Source organism: Flavobacteriaceae bacterium (assembly GCA_003443635.1).
GTDB lineage: Bacteria > Bacteroidota > Bacteroidia > Flavobacteriales > Flavobacteriaceae > AU392.
Genome location: CP031964.1, coordinates 1,384,965 through 1,405,404 on the forward strand (window position 1 = coordinate 1,384,965; position 20,440 = coordinate 1,405,404).

Here is a 20,440-nt window from a genome sequence, read left to right on the forward strand (position 1 = left end):
AAAAAAAGTAATTTAATCGTTCTTTAAAAAAGAATATTATAAATGTATAAGTTTTTAGTTGCCATATGTTTTGTGTGTACAATACATCAAGATCAAGACTATGATTCTACAATAATTTGGAATTCAAATTATCGATTACAATGGAAAGATTTTAAAAGCACTAAAAGAACAACTTCTAATGAACGAGCTGCAGCAGTAACAGCTTCAGGAATCTCGTTTGGATTTTCGGCAAAACAAACTAAAACACGATTATTAAGTTACGATTATCATGTCATTTCACATTTTTATCCAGAAAAATCTTGGTATTTTAAAGGTAAAGAAAATAATGTGATTTTAGAACATGAACGCCTCCATTTCGATATTACCGAATTGTTTGCTAGAAAATTGAGAAAGCGTATTGAAAACACAACGTTTACTTTAAACATTAAGAACGAAATGAATACGCTTAATAGGCAAATTAATGAAGAGTTAAAAGAGTTTCAAGAACAATATGATTCTGAAACTCAACATTCTATACGCCTTGAAGCTCAGAAAAAATGGGAAAAAGATGTAGCCCTTCAACTAATGAGACTTAATTATTATAAATAATATTTTTTGGACACTAATACGAGCAAGCAATTTTTAGTAAAACTAGCAATGACTAAAATGCCTTATGGTAAATATAAAGATAGATATATGATTGATTTACCTGAATATTATATTGTTTGGTATCGCAATAAAGGATTTCCTAAAGGGCAAATAGGAAACATGTTAGCTACAGTTTATGAATTAAAAATAAATGGACTAGAGTATTTAGTAAGAAATATTCAAAAACAAATGGTGGAATAAAATTTTAGTTAATCTAATTATAGATAATTTTATTGTTAATTGTTTTTAGAATAATAATTTATACTAATAAATTTTTTAGGACTTATCATAAAAAGAATCTGCTAAAAAACACAAATAACAATGTTTAATAAACTCAAAAGTTTCAATTCTTCTTTGTAAATTTGCCTGCGTTTAAAAGCGCAAGATGACAAGCACAACAAAATATGTTTTTGTAACTGGAGGTGTAACCTCTTCATTAGGAAAAGGAATAATAGCTGCCTCTTTAGCTAAACTCCTTCAAGCACAAGGTTACCGTACTACAATTCAAAAATTAGATCCTTATATTAATATCGATCCAGGGACTTTAAACCCTTATGAACATGGTGAATGTTATGTAACCGATGATGGTGCAGAAACCGATCTAGATCTTGGACATTATGAGCGTTTTTTAAACGTACCTACTTCACAAGCAAATAATGTAACCACAGGCAGAATTTATCAAAATGTAATCGACAAAGAACGCCGTGGTGAATTTTTAGGAAAAACAGTACAAGTTATTCCTCATATTACAGATGAGATTAAAGAACGTATCCAAATTTTAGGAAAATCTGGCGATTACGATATTGTTATTACAGAAATAGGAGGGACAGTAGGAGATATTGAATCGCTACCGTACATTGAAGCTGTACGACAATTACAATGGGAATTAGGGGAAGATAATGCTATAGTAATTCATTTAACTTTAATTCCATATTTATCTGCTGCAGGAGAATTAAAAACTAAACCTACACAACATAGTGTTAAAACACTTATGGAGAGTGGAGTACAAGCTAATATTTTAGTATGTAGAACTGAACACGAACTAAGTGAAAGCTTAAAAGTGAAATTAGCACGTTTTTGTAATGTAAAACAAGAAGCAGTAATCCAATCTATTGATGCTTCTACCATTTATGATGTGCCAAATTTAATGCTAGAAGAAAAACTAGATAAAGTTGTTTTAAAACGATTAAAGTTAGAATGTACTTCACCAGATTTAACACGCTGGAACGAATTTTTATCACGTCACAAAAACCCTAAAAATGAAATTACAATTGGATTAATTGGTAAATATGTTGAGTTACAAGATTCGTACAAATCTATTTTAGAATCTTTTATTCATGCTGGAGCTGCGAATGAAGTAAAGATAAATATAGAATCTATTCATTCCGAATATTTATCAGATACAGATGTTGAAGTTAAATTATCGCATTTAGATGGTGTATTGGTTGCACCAGGATTTGGAGAACGAGGTATTGAAGGTAAAATTGATGCTGTAAAATATGTTCGAGAACATAACATTCCATTTTTAGGAATTTGCTTGGGAATGCAAATGGCTGTGATTGAATATAGTAGAAATGTGCTAGGTTTGGCAGATGCTAACTCTACAGAAATGAATGCTAATACACCACACCCGGTAATTGATATTATGGAAGAACAAAAATCAATTACTAATAAAGGAGGAACCATGCGTTTAGGTGCTTGGGATTGTGAATTAGCTGAAGATAGTATTGTAGCCAATGTTTATGAAGATACTTTAATACAAGAACGTCATCGTCATAGATATGAATTTAATAGTAGTTATAAATCTCAAATTGAAACTGCAGGAATGAAAACTACGGGCTATAACCCTAAAACAGGCTTAGTAGAAATTGTAGAAATTCCTGATCACCCTTGGTTTGTTGGTGTGCAATACCATCCAGAATATAAAAGCACCGTTTCTAACCCCCATCCACTATTTGTAGCTTTTGTAAAAGCAGCACTAACCCATAATAAAAATAAATAATGCCAGAATGGCATAAAACAAAAATTCGGTTAATATTTTGATATATAATAAAAACTAACATTGACCAAAGATTTATAAGATATTTAAATGGAAGAAAAAAAATTAGATGTTAAATCCATAATTGGCTTTGTCCTTATTTTTGGAATATTATTATGGATGCTTTATAATAACAAGCCAACTCCAGAAGAATTAGAAGCTCAAGAAAAAGCAAAACAAGAACAAATTGCAACTGAGAAAGCACAAGAGAACGAAACAGATGTCTTTACACCTGCTCCAAGTGAATTTTCAGCTGCGGATACTACAGACTCTACACAATTAGCACAATTACAAAATAAAATAGGTGCTTTTGCATATTCAGCGTCATTACCATCGGCGACAGACGAAGAAACAATTTTTGAAAACGAAGTACTGTATTTAAAAATTAATAATAAGGGAGGCTATATTTCAGAAGTAAAACTTAAAGACTATGTAGATCATAATGCAATTCCTATTTATTTAATAAAAGATCATAATTCGATTTTTAATATCAAATTTGGAACTACAGATAATAGAACTTTAAATACACAAGACCTTTATTTTGAACCTACTTTAACTAAAAATGGAGACAATCAGATATTGTCAATGAAGTTAAAAGTATCTCCAACACAATTTTTAGAATACCGATACGAGCTAAAACCTAATGATTATATGTTAGGATTTAATGTGCGCTCTCAAGGTTTAAGTAATATTATTAACGGATCTCAAAATGTAGTTTTAGATTGGAAGTTAAAAGGACGTCGCCAAGCTAAAAGTATTACTTATGAAAATAGATATACACGCTTAACTTACCAGCATGATGGTGAAAAAATTGATAAGTTATCACAAGCAGGTAATGATGAAGAAACAGAAGAAGATGTTAGCTGGCTATCATACAGACAACACTTTTTTAGTTCAATATTAGTTGCTGATAAACCTTTTAAATCTGTTAATTTTAAATCTGAAACCTTAGTAAAAGATGAGGCAATAGATACGTTATTTACTAAAAGTTATGCAACATCTATTCCTTTAGAATTAACCGGGGGTGAATTAAATGAACCATTGCATATGTACTATGGTCCTACAGATACAGCAACTTTAAAAGCCTATGATAAAAATTTAGAAGAAAGTATCCCTTATGGATGGGGAATTTTTGGATGGATTAACAAACAATTATTTATACCGCTATTTGCATTTTTAAGTGGATTCTTACCTTATGGAATTGCCATTATTGTAATGACGATTTTAATTAAATTATTAATGTCTTTTGTGCAATACAAGCAATTTTTGTCTCAAGCAAAAATGAAAATTTTAAAACCTGAATTAGAAGCTTTAAAGGAAAAATTTAAAGGTAACAAAATGAAAATCCAGCAAGAGACAATGGCACTCCAAAATAAAGCAGGAGCAAGCCCATTAGCAGGTTGTTTGCCAGCATTATTACAAATGCCTGTATTCTATGCCCTATTTACATTTTTTCCTACAGCATTTGCATTACGTCAAAAAAGTTTTTTATGGGCAGAAGATTTATCATCTTATGACGTAATAGCAGAACTTCCATTTAGAATTCCACTTTATGGAGATCACGTGAGTTTATTTCCGATTTTAGCATCTATAGCGATTTTCTTTTATATGAAAATGACTACTGGACAACAAGCGGCTACACAACCTACTCAAGAAGGGATGCCAGATATGGCAAAAATGATGAAGTATATGATTTACTTATCACCAATAATGATGCTATTTTTCTTTAATAATTATGCGAGTGGATTGAGTTTGTACTATTTCATTTCTAACCTAATTAGTATAGGTATCATGATAGTTATTAAAAATTATATTATTGATGAAGAAAAAGTACTAGCTAAAATTGAAGTGAAGAAAAGCAAACCGCAAAAACAGAGTCGTTTTAAACAGAGAATGGCTGAAATGATGGAACAAGCGGAACAGCAGAGAAAAAATCAACAAAAAAGAAAATAAATTAAAAGCTGTCATTTTTATTGACAGCTTTTTTGTTTATATAATTTTGAACCTTCAATTTCGTTATCTTAATACAGAATTATATATCTAATCTGGAATATTCAATAATAGAATAATAAATGAAAAACTTCATTTTATACATTACATTACTTTTTGTTGGTATAGGCAATTCTCAAGAGATAAATCAATTTGATGCAAACGGAAATCGTCATGGTGTATGGAAAAAAAAGTTTGATGATACTGAGCAAATTCGTTATGAAGGAGAGTTTAACCATGGTAGGGAAATTGGGCTGTTTAAGTTTTACAAACTTATCAAGAAAAAGAGTGTGCTAACTGCAACTAAAGAATTTAATGATAGTAATTTAAGTGCTAAGGTTAAATTTTTATCATCTAAGGGTAAAGTCATCAGCGAAGGTAAAATGATTGGTAAAACTTATGTAGGGGATTGGATTTATTATCATAATAACTCTACAAAAGTAATGACGTCCGAAACTTATACAAATGAAGGACTGTTAACAGGGAAACGCTTAGTATATTATAAAACAGGACAATTAGCAGAAGAAGCTAATTATGTTAATGGTAAATTAGAAGGAGTTTCAAAATGGATATCACTTAAAAATGTAGTATTAAAAGAATTCATTTATGAAAACAATGAACTTCATGGTATTGCAAAATATCACAATCCAAAAGGAGAGCTTTTAGCTGAAGGAAATTATAAAAGAGGTAAAAAAGTTGGGATATGGAAATACTATGAAAACGGTAAACTTATAGAAGAAAAAGATTTTAATAAAATCTCTAAAAAGAAAACTAAACAATAAACTTTAATATAAATTGTAGATAGTAAAAAGAGCAGTAAATTAATACTGCCCTTTTTTTTATTTGTAAATTTGCAGCCTAAAATCGTAATGATTTAATATATGAAAAGGGTAATTGTAGGACTTTCAGGAGGTGTAGATTCTAGTGTTGCGGCTTATTTATTAAAAAAACAAGGTTATGAAGTAATAGGCTTGTTTATGAAAAATTGGCATGATGATTCTGTAACAATCTCTAATGAATGCCCATGGTTAGATGATAGTAATGATGCGATGCTTGTTGCAGAGAAATTAGGTATTCCTTTCCAAACAGTAGACTTAAGTGAACAATATAAAGAACGTATTGTAGATTATATGTTTAAAGAGTACGAAATGGGGCGTACACCAAATCCAGATGTACTTTGTAATCGTGAGATTAAGTTTGATGTATTTATGAAAATTGCTTTAGAACTTGGAGCAGATTATGTCGCTACAGGTCATTATTGCAGAAAAGGAGAAATAACTAAAGATGGAAATACAGTTTATCAGCTTTTAGCAGGTAAAGATGCTAATAAAGATCAATCTTATTTTTTATGTCAATTATCACAAGAGCAACTGTCAAAAACTTTATTTCCCATAGGAGAATTATTAAAACCTGAAGTTCGTGAGATAGCTGCCTCTCAAAACTTAATTACTGCAAATAAAAAAGACTCACAAGGCCTTTGTTTTATAGGTAAAGTGAAGCTTCCAGATTTTTTACAACAACAATTAAAACCTAAAGAAGGTGTTATTGTAGAAGTCCCCGAAACCCAACAGTTTTATAATACATCTGTTCCAAGCTTTGATTCTTTAGATGAAAAACTAAAGTATTTATCTCGTAAAATTAAATATACAACCACAGATGGTAAAATTGTAGGAAAACATCAAGGAGCACATTATTTTACCAAAGGGCAACGTAGAGGTTTAGCTGTAGGAGGTACTCCAGAGCCTTTGTTTGTAATTGATACAGATGTAGAAGAAAATGTAATATATACAGGACAAGGAAAAGATCATCCAGGTTTATTAAAGAAAGCCTTATTTGTTACTGATGATGAAATACATTGGGTACGTGAAGATTTAAACATTGAAAACGGTACAACTTTAAATGTTAAGGCAAGAATTAGATACAGACAATCGTTAGAAAATGCAACACTTTATAAAACAAAAGGAGGGATGTATGTTGAGTTTGAAAACCTTCAATCTGCTATTACAGAAGGACAGTTTGTTGCTTGGTATTTAGACAACGAATTAGTAGGTTCTGGAGTAATTTCGTAACTTGCATCTACCAAATCATTGCTAGTGAAGAAATTACTACTATTAATAACATTTGCTTTTACTCCATTTTTTGCTGTAGCTCAGCAAGAAGATGCATGGGTATACTTTACAGATAAAGAAAATGTTGCCAACTCTATCGCTAACCCAATTACTATTCTTACACAAAGAGCAATTGATCGTAAAGCAAATCATAATGTAGCTATAGATGCCAGAGATGTTCCAGTAAACGAAACTTATATTACTCAAGTTAAAAATGCTATAGGCGTTACTGTTATGGCAAAATCTAAATGGTTAAATGCAGTACACGTTAGAGGTACACAAACTAATATTAATAACCTATCAACTTTACCTAGTGTAGATCGTATTGATTTTGCAAATAAAAATTTAAATACGGCTTTAAATATTAATACTAATGACGATAAGTTTAGTATTGAAAATGTTGAGGTTACTTTTAATTATGGCAATACAGAAAATCAAGTAGATATGATTAATGTTGATGAGTTACATGAGATGGATTTTACAGGAGAGGGCATACTTATAGCTGTTATGGATGGAGGATTCCCTAATGTAAATACTATGGGAGCATTTCAACGCTTAAGAAATGCAGGTGACTTATTAGGAGGGTTTGATTTTGTTCATAGAACTACAGATATTTATGCAACTAGTAATACAAGTCATGGTACTCGAGTATTGAGTACCATGGCAGGTTATATCGAAAATCAATTTGTGGGCACAGCTCCAGATGCTTCTTATTATTTATTTATTACTGAAGATGGTCCTAATGAAAATCCAGTAGAAGAAAGCTATTGGGTTGAAGCTGTAGAGCGAGCAGATAGCCTTGGTGTAGATATTATAAATACATCATTAGGCTATTCAAATTTTGATAATGCTAATTACAATTATGCACGATCTGATTTTGATGGTAGTACAACTTATATCACAAGAGGTGCTAATATAGCTTTTGAAAAAGGCTTATTATTAGTCACTTCAGCAGGAAATAGCGGAGCTACTGGAATAAGTGCCCCAGCAGATTCTCAAGGAGTACTCAGTATAGGAGCAGTAGATAGTAACGGTAATTATGCTAGTTTTAGTTCTCAAGGCAGTTCTGTTCAACCTGTACAAAAACCAGATGTAGTTGCTAGAGGCTCTGGAAGCTTTGTTATCGAATCATCAAATGCTATTGTACAGAATAATGGAACATCATTTAGTTCACCTATTATGGCAGGGGGTATTGCTTGTTTGTGGCAAGCCTTGCCAGACGTGACAAATGGAGAATTAATGCAATTAGTTCGTGAATCTGCATCACAATATAATTCTCCAGATAACTTTTTAGGTTATGGAATCCCAGATTTAGGTTCAATTTTAAACAGTACATTATCTCAGGGTGATGAGATAGAACAAGATAAGTTTACAATATTCCCTAATCCCACTTCAGGGAGATTAAATATTACATTTCCAACAGATACAGATGAAGCGGATTTTTTGTTATTTGATGTTTTAGGTAAACAGATATTTAAAACAACAATTCTTAGATCTAATAATGCTGTAGATTTAGGAGATTTACCTCGTGGTATTTATATTGCAAGAATGCAAACATCAAATCAATCTAACACATATAAACTTATCAAAAGATAAATGAAGAGTAAGGTTACCGAATTATTTAAAATAGAATACCCAATTATTCAAGCAGGAATGATTTGGAATAGTGGTTGGAAATTAGCTTCTGCAGCAAGTAACTCAGGTATACTAGGGCTAATTGGAGCAGGATCTATGTATCCAGATGTGTTAAAAGAGCATATTAAAAAATGTAAAATAGCAACATCTAAGCCTTTTGGAGTTAATGTACCAATGTTATACCCCAATGTTGAAGAGATAATGAATATTATTGTTGATGAAGGCGTGAAAATTGTGTTTACATCTGCAGGAAACCCTAAAACTTGGACTAAATGGCTTCAAGAAAGGGGAGTAACTGTTGTGCACGTTGTAAGTAGTTTAAAATTTGCATTGAAAGCACAAGACGCTGGAGTTGATGCTATTGTTGCCGAAGGGTTTGAAGCTGGAGGACATAATGGAAGAGATGAGACAACTACTTTAACATTAATCCCTATGGTTAAAGAACAATTAAAGATTCCGTTAATAGCAGCTGGAGGAATTGCGACAGGAAAAGGAATGTTGGCTGCAATGGTTTTAGGGGCAGATGGCGTACAAATAGGAAGTCGTTTTGTGGCAAGTGAAGAATCTTCAGCACATCAAGCATTTAAACAAGTAGTAGTTGATGCTAAAGAAGGAGATACACAATTAACTTTAAAAGAGTTGGCACCAGTTAGACTTATTAAAAATAAGTTTTATAATGAAGTAGAGGCATTGTATAAAACAGGCCCAACAATAGATGAATTAAAAAGCCTATTAGGTAGAGCAAGAGCAAAAAAAGGAATGTTTGAAGGTGATTTAGAAGAAGGTGAATTAGAGATTGGACAAATTTCAGGATTAATACATGATATAAAGCCTGTGTCAGAAATTGTAAAAGGCATTCTTGAAGAATTTGAAGTAGCTAAACAATCAGTTAATAATTTATAATTGTATCTTAGTTCCAAAACTAATTCGTATGAAATCAATTGCTGTAAAGGGAATTCTTTTCCTTTTTCTTTTTATGGGTTGTAAACAACAGTCAAACAATGATGAAACATTAAAAACTCCAGTTGAAAATAAATCTTCGAAGAAGCAAATTATTGATTTAACACACGAGTTTTCTGAAGAAACTATATATTGGGTTACTGCAAAAGAGTTTGAATTAGATGTTGTTGCTAAAGGACAAACAGATAATGGTTATTTTTATTCAGCTAATAATTTTGCAACTGCAGAACACGGAGGTACACATATAGATGCTCCAATTCATTTTGCAAAAGATGCACTATCTGTTGAAGAAATCCCTTTAGATAAGTTAATCGGAAAGGCTATTAAAATTGATGTTACAGAAAAAGCTTTAAACAATCCAGATTATTTAATAAGTATTAACGATTTTAAACAATGGGAAACTGAAGAAGGAATGCAAATTCCAGATGGGAGTATTGTATTACTTGAAACGGGATTTTCAAAATACTATCCAGATAAAATAAAATATTTAGGTACAGATGCTCGAGGGCCTGAAGCATTAAAAGATCTACACTTTCCAGGGTTATCTCCTGAAGCAGCAGAATGGCTCGTTACTAATAGAAATATTAATTCTATTGGCATAGATACACCTAGTATAGATTACGGGCAATCTACACTTTTTAAAAGTCATGTGTCATTAATGACTAGAAATATTCCCGCTTTTGAAAATGTGACAAACCTTGACCAATTACCCAATAAAGGATTTAAAGTTATTGCTTTACCAATGAAAATAAAAGGTGGTTCTGGTGGCCCATTACGAATTATTGCCATTTTATAATTTTTAGAATGAATACTAGAGAAATTCAACTTAAAGCTTTTGATCGTTTATTAACTATTATGGAAGAACTAAGGGCTCAATGCCCATGGGATAAAAAACAAACGTTACAATCGTTACGTCATCTTACTATAGAAGAAACTTACGAACTTGGTGATGCAATTTTAGACAATAATTTGCAAGAAGTTAAAAATGAATTAGGAGATTTATTATTACATATTGTGTTTTATTCTAAAATAGGAAGTGAAACTAATGATTTTGATATTGCTGATGTAGCAAATTCAATTTGTGAAAAATTAATTAACAGACATCCTCATATTTACGGAGATGTAAAAGTTGAAGATGAAGAAGCTGTTAAACAAAATTGGGAACAAATAAAGCTAAAAGAGGGCAAAGGGAAAACAAGCGTATTGGAAGGTGTGCCTAAGAGTTTGCCAGCTTTAGTTAAAGCTAGCCGTATACAAGATAAGGTTGCAGGTATAGGGTTTGATTGGGAATATCCAGAACAAGTTTGGGAAAAAGTTGAAGAAGAGCTCACAGAATTGAAAACTGAAGTTGAAAAAAGCGATATAGATAAAATAGAAAGTGAATTTGGAGATGTTATGTTCTCATTAGTAAATTACGCTCGCTTTTTAAAAATAAACCCAGAAGATGCTCTCGAACGTACAAATAAGAAATTTACAAAACGATTTAAATATTTAGAGAGTAAAGCGAAACTTTTAAATAAATCGTTAAATGATATGACGCTAGCTGAAATGGATGTATTTTGGGAAGAAGCAAAAAAATATAATTAATTATAAAACAAAAAACGTCCAAAACTTAAGTTTTGGACGTATATCTTATATCTATATATTTTCAACTCAAATAATTGTTGAAGAATTTTATAAGATAGTAGTTTTATTTAGTTAGTAGTCAATACCCTATTTATTATAATAAATAGGGTATTGTGATTATTAATAGAATTTTTTAATCTTTTTCAGTTTTTCTGTCCAAGAATTAATATTGTTTCTATGAGTTTCTATTTTATTTAAAACATCTTTTACTAAAGGGTTTTTTTCATCAACATTAGAGAAGAATTGCAAATTATTTTCTAATTGATTTACTTCACCTTTAATTTCATCTATTTTTTTACGGATAAAATTATGTTCATTATCTAATAAACTTCTGTCATTAGCTAATGACTCTAACTTATTATCATATTTCAAAGCCTCTGTTTCTGATTTATCTAAATTAAGTTTAGTATATAAGACATCAACAGCTTTATTAAATTTACCATCAATAAAACGTTTGTTATATGGAACTTTTCCTATAGCTTTCCATTGATTAGAAAGCTCTTTAATATGCTCTAAACTTTCAGCAACATCTTCTTTAAACTCTAATGTTTTTAAATTTTCTAAAAATGCTTCTTTTTTGTTTAGCGCTTCAATTTCTTCGGCGTTAGCAGCATTTTTACTTTCATGAAGTTTGTCAAAATAATGATTACATGCACCTTTAAATTGCTTCCAAATTTTATCGCTATCCCTTCTAGGAACATGCCCGATTTTTTTCCAGTCATTTTGAATTTTCTTCATCAAAGGAGTTACAACTTCAAAATCAACACTGTCTTTATTATTTTCAGCAATTGTAATTAACTCTAATTTTTTCTGTAAATTATTATACTGTTCTTTTTTTAAGCTTTTATAAAATACATTTTTCTTTTTATTGAAGTTCCTTACTGCAGTTTTAAACTTAGCCCAAGTTTCTTCGTTAACTTTAATAGGAACTTTTCCGGCTTTAAAAAAGGCTTCACGTAATGCTTCAATCTCTTTAATTTTTTTCTGCCAAGCAGAATGATTGTTTACATTATCTTCAGAAAGAGTTTCTATTTGAGAAATGATTTCGTGTTTTTTTACTAAGTTATTTTCATAAACTTTATCTTGTTCTTGAAAAAACACCTGTCGTTTTTCATGAATTGTTTTTGTAGCAGCACTAAAGCGCTCCCATATTTGATCTCTATATTCTTTATCTACAGGACCTAACTCTTCTTTCCATATTTTATGTAAAACTTGTAATTCTCTAAAAGCTCTATTACTATTATCATCTTTAGCTAATTCTTCTGCTCGTAAAATTATTTTGAGCTTTTGATCTAAATTATGTTTAAAATCTAAATCTCTTAAATCACGATTTAAATGTAAAAAATCATAAAATATCTCGACGTGATGATGATAATTATTCCAAACATTATTATAACGATCTCTTGGTATAGGACCAGCAGTTTTCCATTGCTCTTGTAAATCCTTAAAATGCTTATAGGTTGTATTTATATTTTCTTCAACATTTATAAGACCTTTAATTTCTTCAATAATGCTTAAACGTTTTTGTAAATTAGATTTTAAATTAGTTTCTAAATCTTTATAATATGCTTGTTGCTTACTGCGATACTCTTTGTAAACATCGTTAAAACGTTTTTTTACTGGACTACTAAAATGAAAATCGATAATATTACCTCCTCCAGCTAGAAACTCTTCTTTTTTCTCTTCTAAAAATGCATCAAATTTTGTATTAAATTCATTTTTTATAAGATCAACCTGAGATTTTATAGTTTGGATATTTTGATTTTTAATTAAAGCACTAAATTCATCTACCAACTCATCAAAGGATAACGCATGATAATCCTTTTCTTCTATATCGTGACGTTTGCTATTATTTTCATCTTCAGCGTCTTCAGCATTAGCAGTTTCAATCTCATTAATTATATCATTATTAGCTCCAGCACTTCCATCTGTATTCGTTTCCTCTTCGATACTATTTGTAGTTTCATCTTGATTTTGAGTTCCAAATTCACTAGCTTTAGAAACTTCTATGGGCGCTTTTGGTTCTTCTGTTCCGTCTGCCTCAGGCAGGTTATCTTTCTCTGACATTTGTTTCAATGTTTAAGTTCGTTTAAATCTTTAATGGATAAAGATAGTACTTAAAAGTATAATTATAAAAAGTTAAGCTGTATAAATGGCTTATTTTGAAGCGTTCCAAATCTCCCAAGCTTTCTCCGCTTGTAGTTCTAACATCCTAAGTCCATTACAAATTTTTGCACCTTTAAGCTTCCCTAATGTTAAAAATTTTGTTTCTTCAGGATTATAAATAAGATCGTATAATAAATAATTAGAATTAATTGCTTCATAAGGAATTTGTGGACAAACATTTAGATTAGGGTATGTCCCCACAGGAGTGCAGTTTATAATAATTTGATATTCTGAGATTATATTTTTGGTAAGTGAACTATAAGTATATTTAACTAAATCTGATTCGCTTCTCGAAACATAATCAAATGGTATCTTTAATTTTTTTAAGGCAAATGCTATGGCTTTTGAAGCACCCCCAGTGCCTAAAATCAGAGCTTTTTTATGATACGATTTTATATAAGGCTCAATAGATTTTTTAAATCCATAATAATCAGTATTGTAGCCAATAAGTTTTCCTTTTTTTGTTAATTTTATTGTATTAATAGCCCCTATTTTTGTTGCTTTTTTTTCGAGTTTATCTAAAAAAGGAATTATAGTTTCTTTATAAGGAATAGTAACGTTTAATCCTTTTAAGTTTGGTGTGTTTTCTATAATTTTAGAAAAAGAATTAATTGTATCAATATCAAAGTTTTGATATGTATGTTCTAAATTTTCATTCTTAAATTTCTCTGAGAAATACCCTCTAGAGAATGAGTAATCTATATTTTTTCCTATAAGTCCGAATTTAGACATATTTTTTCTTTGTTTTTTCACCATACCATTCTAAAGCTAAAACAATAAGTATCCCTAAAATGATATAACTTATTGCAATATAAGTTTCAGAAGAAAGACCTGGTATAAATCGTTTGTAATTTTCTATTACTTTTTGCCCTGTAGAATCTAATAAATATCCTCCATCTATATTAGTTTTAAATATAGTTTTTTTCCATGGCCATACAACGCCTAAAGATCCAATTATAAACCCCATTAGTACAGATAAAGTAATGTTTTTATAATATTTTAATAAATAAGTAAGTAAATGTGAAAAAGTAACTAAACCTGTTAAAGATCCTAGGCTAAAAATACCTAAAACTTTTAATAATCGTAATCTAATAGGGTTATTTGTGAAACTAAAATCTCCTTTAAAAATATTGACAAATGTATCGTATAAAGCATTTACAGAATCTACTAATAGTAAGACATAGTTTCCTAATAATATTAAAATAAAAGATCCTGAAAAACCTGGTAAAGTCATGCCAGAAACACTAATAATACCACATAAAAATACAAACCAAAGATTATCATTTTCTTTAGCGGGGTCTAAATAACTAATTCCTACACCTATTATAGCTCCAATCACTAATCCTATGAAAGTAATAGTGTTCCAATTTTTAAATCCTTTATTAATATGATAAATAGAGCCGACAATCATTCCAAAAAAGACACTCCAAACATAAAGTTCGTAGTGTAAAATGAGGTAATCTAATACTTTAGAAATACTAAAATAACTAATCCCCATTCCTAAAAACAAAAGAAAAAGGAAAGTACCATTAATATGTTTATAAAAACTTTTAAACTTTCCTTTTATGAGTAATTTAAATGCATTTTTATTAATTTTTTGGAGAGAGTTTATAAATTCTTCATAAAACCCAGCCACAAATGCTACAACACCACCAGAAACTCCAGGTACCTTATTCGCAGCCCCCATAGCCAAACCTTTTAAAACTAAAAAAAAACGATCTGTTAATGTTCTTGTATGTTGCATTAGTAAATTACTTTTTAGCTTTTAGACTAAATCGTTCAAGTAATAAAATAGTTGTAAACCCGATCGCCATTAAAATAAGTGCAAATACAATCTGATGATCTCCATCAAAAGAAAAAGGGGAAATATTTTGCTCTATAAACGGAACTTCTAAACCTTTAGAATTTGTTCTCCAACTAAGTGTTTCTTTCCATGGCCAAATTTTATTTAATGACCCAATCATAAACCCAGTAAGAATAGCTAGAGTTAAGTTCTTGTAATTTTTAAACATCCAATTTAATGCCTTAGAAAATACTTTTAAACCTAAAATAGCGCCTAAAGAAAACGTTAAAAAATTAAGAAAAGCACCTTTAAATAAATCAAAATCTCCAGTAATAATACTTTGAAACAAATCATCTACAGTGCTTAATGTAGTCTCATAAGCTCCAAGTAAAAGCAATATAAATGCTCCAGATACCCCAGGTAGGATCATTGCAATAATAGCGATGAATCCACAAAAAAACAGATATAAATTACTATCTGGAGTTGCAAACGGTTCTAAATTAGTAATAAAAAATGATGTAATAGCAATAAGAAGCATAGCTATTACAATTGGAATATTCCATGAAGTAATTTGTTTTCCTATATAGATAATACTGGCTAATACTAATCCAAAAAAGAAAGACCATAATAATACAGGTTCATTTATAAGCAACCATTTAATGATTTTTGCTAATGAGATTATACTAATAGCGATACCTATAAATAATGAAAGTAAAAATTTACCATTTATATGATTCCATGCTCTTTTAAATCCTTCCGATTTCCAAATTTTAAAAAACTTTAAATCGAGTTTATCAATGCTTTCAATAAGCTCTTCATAAATGCCAGAAACAAATGCAATAGTACCTCCAGAAACGCCCGGTACTACATCTGCTGCTCCCATAGCAATACCTTTTAAGATGATAATAAATTGATTTAAAAAGCGATGTAACATTTATTAATTTAAAAATTCGGAAAAGTAAAGGTATAGAATTTTAGTTGGACACTTTTTTATATTTCTGTATAATTTTCTGAACAGATTCACGCTTATAAATCATAGGAAATAACTCTTCAATAATAAAATCGTATTCAATGTTCATTTTTAATGCATTCTCTAGATATAAGTAACCTTGATTTGCATTATTATTTGAGAAATAAAGACCTGCTAAACGATATTCTATCTCTTCGTTATCAGGATAAAATTCTGCGCATTGGTTTAAATTAAAAATAGCCGCTTCGTATTCTCCTAAATTTGTTAAAATATCGGCACGAGATAACCATGTCTCTAATTCATAATTTCCAAGCTCTAGTGTTCTTTTATAACCTCTTTCGGCTTCTTCAAGAAAATTTAAACGATGATTAATCTGAGCATAAAACTTCCAGTATACTACATTTTCACTATCAATATTAATAGCTTTATTTATATTATATAACGCTTTTTGATAATCTTGATTTCTATTATAGTAATTTGTAATTGCTATCCAACCCTTATCTAATAGAGGATCCTCCTCAACTGTTTTGTTAAAATAATGCACAGCTAAATCATCATGTCCTAGTTTTTCATAACTATGGCCAATTCTAAGTAAAGCAAAAGATGTAGGGTCGTCTAATGCGAGTGTAATTTTATAATTCTCTATAGCTTCCTCGTACGCTTTTAACTTTTCTAATACTTTACCTTTTTCTAGATAAGCTCCAATAAATGTATCGTCGGAGATAATAGCAAAATCGAAAGAAGCTAAGGCTTTTTTGTATTCTTTTTTTGTGAAATATTGTTTTCCTAATTGATGCCAAGCTACTTCACAATAAGGGTTTATGTCTAAATAAGTGTTTAAATAATCTATCGCTTCATCATTCTGTTCTAAGAAATCAAAACAATATACGATATTATATAAGGCTGAATAATCTTCAAAATCTGCTTGAAGACACTTCATGAAATATTTTTTTGCATCTTCAAATTGATCTAGAAATAAATATTCCATACCAATTAAGGAATAAATATCTGCATTTTCTTCAGAAAACTCTAATGCAATTTTTAATGCATTTATAGCTTCCTGGTGTTTATCTTTTTTAGAAAGAATATTAGCTTTTTGTATATAAACTTCTTCATTTGAAGGTTCTATTTCATAAAGTTTATTTAAAAGCATTTCAGCCTTAGATAGTTCATTTTCAAATACATGCATTTCTATTTGAAATAGCTTTAAATTTGTAGACGTAGGATGCTGACTTAAACCGAGCTTAATTGCTTTTTTAGCAAGAGATGTCTTGCCTATTTCGAGATAATGGTGAATAATACTTTCGAATTCATTAGAGTCAAAAAACAAAACATTGTTTGTTTTTAACATGGATTCAAACTTTGAGAGCGATAAATTTTGATTGTCGTCAAACTGACTAAACTCCATACTTGTTTTTATAAATTCACTTTATTAAAGTTAGCATTCTATTTAAATAAAAACTATTGGAAGCTTCAATGTTTTCAACAAAATAATTAACACTTTTTATAGAATACTGATTTTTAATGCTCTATTTGGTTTAATATAGTCGTAATAATTTTACAACCATTAATTAATTCTTCTTTAGAAATTGTAAGAGGAGGCGTTATTCTTATTGCTTTAGTTTCAAAAAGTAACCAAAATAAAATCAGCCCTTTTTCTTGTGCTTTTAAAATGACTTGATTTGTAATTTCTGAAGAAATTACCATTACCGCTAACATTAAGCCTTTTCCTCTTATCTCTTTAATTAAAGGATGCACCAAATGTTCTCTAATTATTGTTTCTTTCTCTAAAGTTTGAGATATAAGATTGCTTGTGGTTATTTCTTGTAACGTTGCTAATGCAGCTGAAGCAATTACTGGATTCCCTCCAAATGTTGTAATGTGCCCTAATTTTGGATTGTCCTTTAAACTATCCATTACCTCCTTTGAGGCAGAAAAAGCACCAATAGGCAAACCTCCACCAAGACCTTTACCGGTAATTACTATATCTGGAATACAATTATAATGCTCAAAGCCAAAAAACTTTCCTGTACGCCCAATTCCTGGTTGTATTTCATCTAAAATAAAAAGTGCTCCAACTTGATCACAGCGTTTTCTAACTCTCGTGAGATAATTGTTTTTTGGCTCAATAAAACCAGCTCCACCTTGTATGGTTTCTAAAATAACACAAGCTGTTTTTGAAGTTATGTATGTTAAATCATCTTCATTATTAAATTCAATAAACCTTATATCTGGAATTAGCGGTCTAAAAGGTTGCTTACGTTCTTCATATCCCATAAGACTCATAGCCCCCATAGTATTCCCATGATACGCATTTTTTGCAGCTATGACCTCTGAACGACCAGTATAACGCCTAGCTAGCTTTATAGCTCCTTCTATAGCTTCTGTACCAGAATTAGTCAAATAGGTACTTTCTATAGGTTTGGGTAAATACTTTGCTAATAACTTAGTAAGTTCAACAGCAGGTTTTTGGATATATTCACCATAAACCATAACATGTAGATATTTATCTAATTGCAATTTTATTGCAGCTACTACTTTTGGGTGTCTATGCCCTAAGCTACATGCAGAAACACCAGCAGCAAAATCTAGATAAGCTTTACTATTTTGATCATAAATATAACTTCCTTCTGCATAAGATACTTGCATTGCAAGTGGGTGAGGAGTTGTTTGCGCTTGATATTTTAGAAAATCTTTTTTAATTGGTCTTATTAGTTTTTAGAAGATGATTCATCTTCATCTACATCTTCATCTTTTTTATCAATAGCTTTTTGAGGCACACCTCTGGCAGCTTTATTTTCTTTGAGCTTTCCATCTTTATCTAAAGTTTTATTAGCTGCATTATTAATTCTGTCTAATAATTCTTTATCAAAGAAATCTTCTTGTGGAATATAATCATCAAGTCCTTTTATAATAGGAAGCTCTAAGGGTGGATCATCTTTAAATAGATCTTCAACACTTTTTGGACGCTCATCGTCCCTCCAATCAAACCCTTTAAAACGCCTTAAACTCTCTATAAACTCTTCAAGAGGATAAAGATTGCCATCTGCAGGCCCAATTTTTCTGAGATCTTTGCTATTATCTTCATTAATAAATATTCTTATAATAGCAGATCTAGAACGATCTACACCAAATAAGTCTCCATTTTCTTCTCTAGAATAATAAATGGATTCAGCATTTTTAACAATATCTACCTGTCGTAATTTATTATCCTTAAAAAAACCAAACAATTGTTTTCCTATTACTTGATTATAGCCATCACCAAGAGTATCCTTACTTACAAGAAAAGCATCATTAAATACTTTTAACGTATCTAATGTTTCAGTTTTTTTATTAGCTATAAGTTGTATAGTATCTCCTGTCATTTGATTACCTAAATTCCATAATATAGGGTTACGTTTTGCTGTAAAAGCATCGGTAGAAGAAAAGCGTTTTAAATTAAGAAGTGTAGTAATTCCTTTTTTATGATTAACATTTATAGAATCTGCTTTACCACTTAAATCAGATTTATATATTTTAGCATTGTAATATGCTCTTGTGATTCTGTTTTCTGGCTTACCAGTTACGGTAATAATATCACTATGCATATAAATAGAATCATTTTCTTGTACTGTTATAGCTAAAGCTCTTTTTGTTATAAAAACAGAATCTTTGTCTTTATACACTTCAGCATAATGCCCTTTTACTACAGCATTGTTTATAGTATCTGTAACTTTAATATTATTTGTTGCTGAAGCAAAATTCCTTTTATTATCAAAAAATAAACTATCTCCTTCTATAGTTCTATTATCGTAATCTATTCGAGAGTTTTTAACTGCATAACCTAGTTTTTGCTCTGTATCAAAAAAACCTCTTTCACAATATGTTTTACTATCTTCTGTAGTTATTGTTGATGGACCAAATAAGTAAGCGTTTCCTGTTTCAGAATAAAAATCTAATTGTTCAGTATTTATTATATATTCAGGGTCTACGAGTACAACATCTTTTTCAAATTGATATTTTTTTGCATCAAAATAATAGCGTCCTATTTTACTTGTAATTATTCCTGACGAATCTCTTACAACTTTACCGTTATTATCGTAATATGCTTGTTGTTTTACACGATCAAAATATAATTGTTGTGATGATAAGATGGAGTTAGGTTCTGTTAAAACCACATCTCCTTTAGCAACTGCTAATTGTGTTTTAAGACTATAATCCAAGTATTTTGAAGACATAGTAATAGTATCGCCTTGGTTGATACGTACATTACCATAAGCTTCAATAAAACCCTCATCTGCATAATGAACAGCTTCATCACAAAACAATAAAACTCCATTATGATAAATTTCGACCTGTCTACTATCATCACGTCTTAAACGTGTTGCATCTAGTTGATTTTCTACTTTTTCAGTTCTGGCAGAATATACAATGTTTATTCTACGCTTTTGTTGTGCATAAGAGTACAGGGAAGTAAATAAAAATAAAAAAATGAAAAAATATATGGATTTATGTAATTTCAAATGATTTTGTTTTTTGCAAAAATAACTATTTATATT

The 20,440-nt window shown here is 30.1% G+C and carries 17 protein-coding genes; 10 read left to right on the forward strand and 7 right to left on the reverse strand.

Going from position 1 to position 20,440, the window contains the following annotated elements:
• Window positions 1-42: 42 nt before the first annotated feature.
• The 10 genes from D1817_06285 to D1817_06330 all read left to right on the forward strand — a co-directional run bounded on the left by D1817_06285 (window position 43) and on the right by D1817_06330 (window position 10,944).
• Window positions 43-588, forward strand: a complete 546-nt coding sequence (locus tag D1817_06285) for a DUF922 domain-containing protein (GenBank protein ID AXT19490.1) — start codon at window positions 43-45, stop codon at window positions 586-588.
• Window positions 589-594: 6 nt separating this feature from the next.
• Window positions 595-828: a hypothetical protein gene (locus D1817_06290; GenBank protein AXT19491.1), complete on the forward strand. Its 234-nt coding sequence runs from the start codon at window positions 595-597 to the stop codon at window positions 826-828.
• A 184-nt stretch (window positions 829-1,012) separates the two neighbouring features.
• Complete coding sequence (locus tag D1817_06295) at window positions 1,013-2,629, forward strand: CTP synthase (GenBank protein ID AXT19492.1); 1,617 nt, start codon at window positions 1,013-1,015, stop codon at window positions 2,627-2,629.
• Window positions 2,630-2,716: 87 nt separating this feature from the next.
• On the forward strand, window positions 2,717-4,618 hold the full coding sequence (gene yidC, locus D1817_06300) for a membrane protein insertase YidC (protein AXT19493.1): 1,902 nt from the start codon (window positions 2,717-2,719) through the stop codon (window positions 4,616-4,618).
• Between the two features lie 119 nt (window positions 4,619-4,737).
• Window positions 4,738-5,436, forward strand: a complete 699-nt coding sequence (locus D1817_06305; GenBank protein AXT19494.1) for a toxin-antitoxin system YwqK family antitoxin — start codon at window positions 4,738-4,740, stop codon at window positions 5,434-5,436.
• Between the two features lie 99 nt (window positions 5,437-5,535).
• Window positions 5,536-6,723 (forward strand): tRNA 2-thiouridine(34) synthase MnmA, encoded by a 1,188-nt coding sequence (gene mnmA / locus D1817_06310; protein ID AXT19495.1) that lies wholly within the window; start codon window positions 5,536-5,538, stop codon window positions 6,721-6,723.
• Window positions 6,724-6,747: 24 nt separating this feature from the next.
• Window positions 6,748-8,358 carry a T9SS C-terminal target domain-containing protein gene (locus tag D1817_06315; protein ID AXT19496.1) on the forward strand — a complete coding sequence of 537 codons (1,611 nt, stop codon included), beginning with the start codon at window positions 6,748-6,750 and terminating at the stop codon, window positions 8,356-8,358.
• Window positions 8,359-9,300: a nitronate monooxygenase gene (locus D1817_06320; protein AXT19497.1), complete on the forward strand. Its 942-nt coding sequence runs from the start codon at window positions 8,359-8,361 to the stop codon at window positions 9,298-9,300.
• 28 nt (window positions 9,301-9,328) lie between these two features.
• Window positions 9,329-10,153, forward strand: coding sequence for a cyclase family protein (locus D1817_06325; GenBank protein AXT19498.1), 825 nt, complete (start codon window positions 9,329-9,331; stop codon window positions 10,151-10,153).
• A gap of 8 nt (window positions 10,154-10,161) precedes the next feature.
• Window positions 10,162-10,944 (forward strand): nucleoside triphosphate pyrophosphohydrolase, encoded by a 783-nt coding sequence (locus D1817_06330; protein ID AXT19499.1) that lies wholly within the window; start codon window positions 10,162-10,164, stop codon window positions 10,942-10,944.
• A gap of 159 nt (window positions 10,945-11,103) precedes the next feature.
• Here D1817_06330 and D1817_06335 read toward each other — a convergent pair whose 3' ends face one another.
• From D1817_06335 to D1817_06365, 7 genes are all read right to left on the reverse strand, one after another.
• A complete protein-coding gene (locus D1817_06335) occupies window positions 11,104-13,050 on the reverse strand; it encodes a DUF349 domain-containing protein (GenBank protein AXT19500.1) in 1,947 nt (648 codons plus the stop codon).
• A 90-nt stretch (window positions 13,051-13,140) separates the two neighbouring features.
• Entirely contained in the window at window positions 13,141-13,905 is a 765-nt protein-coding gene (locus tag D1817_06340) for a shikimate dehydrogenase (protein AXT19501.1), read from the reverse strand.
• A complete protein-coding gene (locus tag D1817_06345; protein AXT19502.1) occupies window positions 13,874-14,893 on the reverse strand; it encodes a DUF368 domain-containing protein in 1,020 nt (339 codons plus the stop codon). Before D1817_06345 ends, D1817_06340 begins: the two co-directional genes overlap by 32 nt.
• A gap of 7 nt (window positions 14,894-14,900) precedes the next feature.
• A complete protein-coding gene (locus D1817_06350; GenBank protein AXT19503.1) occupies window positions 14,901-15,866 on the reverse strand; it encodes a DUF368 domain-containing protein in 966 nt (321 codons plus the stop codon).
• A 40-nt stretch (window positions 15,867-15,906) separates the two neighbouring features.
• Entirely contained in the window at window positions 15,907-17,310 is a 1,404-nt protein-coding gene (locus D1817_06355) for a hypothetical protein (GenBank protein ID AXT19504.1), read from the reverse strand.
• A 113-nt stretch (window positions 17,311-17,423) separates the two neighbouring features.
• A complete protein-coding gene (locus D1817_06360; protein ID AXT19505.1) occupies window positions 17,424-18,605 on the reverse strand; it encodes an aspartate aminotransferase family protein in 1,182 nt (393 codons plus the stop codon).
• Window positions 18,606-18,613: 8 nt separating this feature from the next.
• The gene (locus tag D1817_06365) at window positions 18,614-20,404 is read right to left on the reverse strand and encodes a hypothetical protein (GenBank protein ID AXT19506.1); all 1,791 of its coding nucleotides are present in this window, start codon (window positions 20,402-20,404) and stop codon (window positions 18,614-18,616) included.
• Window positions 20,405-20,440: the final 36 nt, after the last annotated feature.

Excerpts from the sequence above, each read along its gene's own strand:
- D1817_06285 (AXT19490.1), top strand. The coding sequence starts at position 43 with ATGTATAAGTTTTTAGTTGCCATATGTTTTGTGTGTACAATACATCAA.
- D1817_06295 (AXT19492.1), top strand. The coding sequence starts at position 1,013 with ATGACAAGCACAACAAAATATGTTTTTGTAACTGGAGGTGTAACCTCT.
- yidC (AXT19493.1), top strand. The coding sequence starts at position 2,717 with ATGGAAGAAAAAAAATTAGATGTTAAATCCATAATTGGCTTTGTCCTT.
- D1817_06305 (AXT19494.1), top strand. The coding sequence starts at position 4,738 with ATGAAAAACTTCATTTTATACATTACATTACTTTTTGTTGGTATAGGC.
- mnmA (AXT19495.1), top strand. The coding sequence starts at position 5,536 with ATGAAAAGGGTAATTGTAGGACTTTCAGGAGGTGTAGATTCTAGTGTT.
- D1817_06320 (AXT19497.1), top strand. The coding sequence starts at position 8,359 with ATGAAGAGTAAGGTTACCGAATTATTTAAAATAGAATACCCAATTATT.
- D1817_06325 (AXT19498.1), top strand. The coding sequence starts at position 9,329 with ATGAAATCAATTGCTGTAAAGGGAATTCTTTTCCTTTTTCTTTTTATG.
- D1817_06330 (AXT19499.1), top strand. The coding sequence starts at position 10,162 with ATGAATACTAGAGAAATTCAACTTAAAGCTTTTGATCGTTTATTAACT.
- D1817_06335 (AXT19500.1), bottom strand. The coding sequence starts at position 13,050 with ATGTCAGAGAAAGATAACCTGCCTGAGGCAGACGGAACAGAAGAACCA.
- D1817_06340 (AXT19501.1), bottom strand. The coding sequence starts at position 13,905 with ATGGTGAAAAAACAAAGAAAAAATATGTCTAAATTCGGACTTATAGGA.
- D1817_06345 (AXT19502.1), bottom strand. The coding sequence starts at position 14,893 with ATGCAACATACAAGAACATTAACAGATCGTTTTTTTTTAGTTTTAAAA.
- D1817_06350 (AXT19503.1), bottom strand. The coding sequence starts at position 15,866 with ATGTTACATCGCTTTTTAAATCAATTTATTATCATCTTAAAAGGTATT.
- D1817_06355 (AXT19504.1), bottom strand. The coding sequence starts at position 17,310 with ATGGAGTTTAGTCAGTTTGACGACAATCAAAATTTATCGCTCTCAAAG.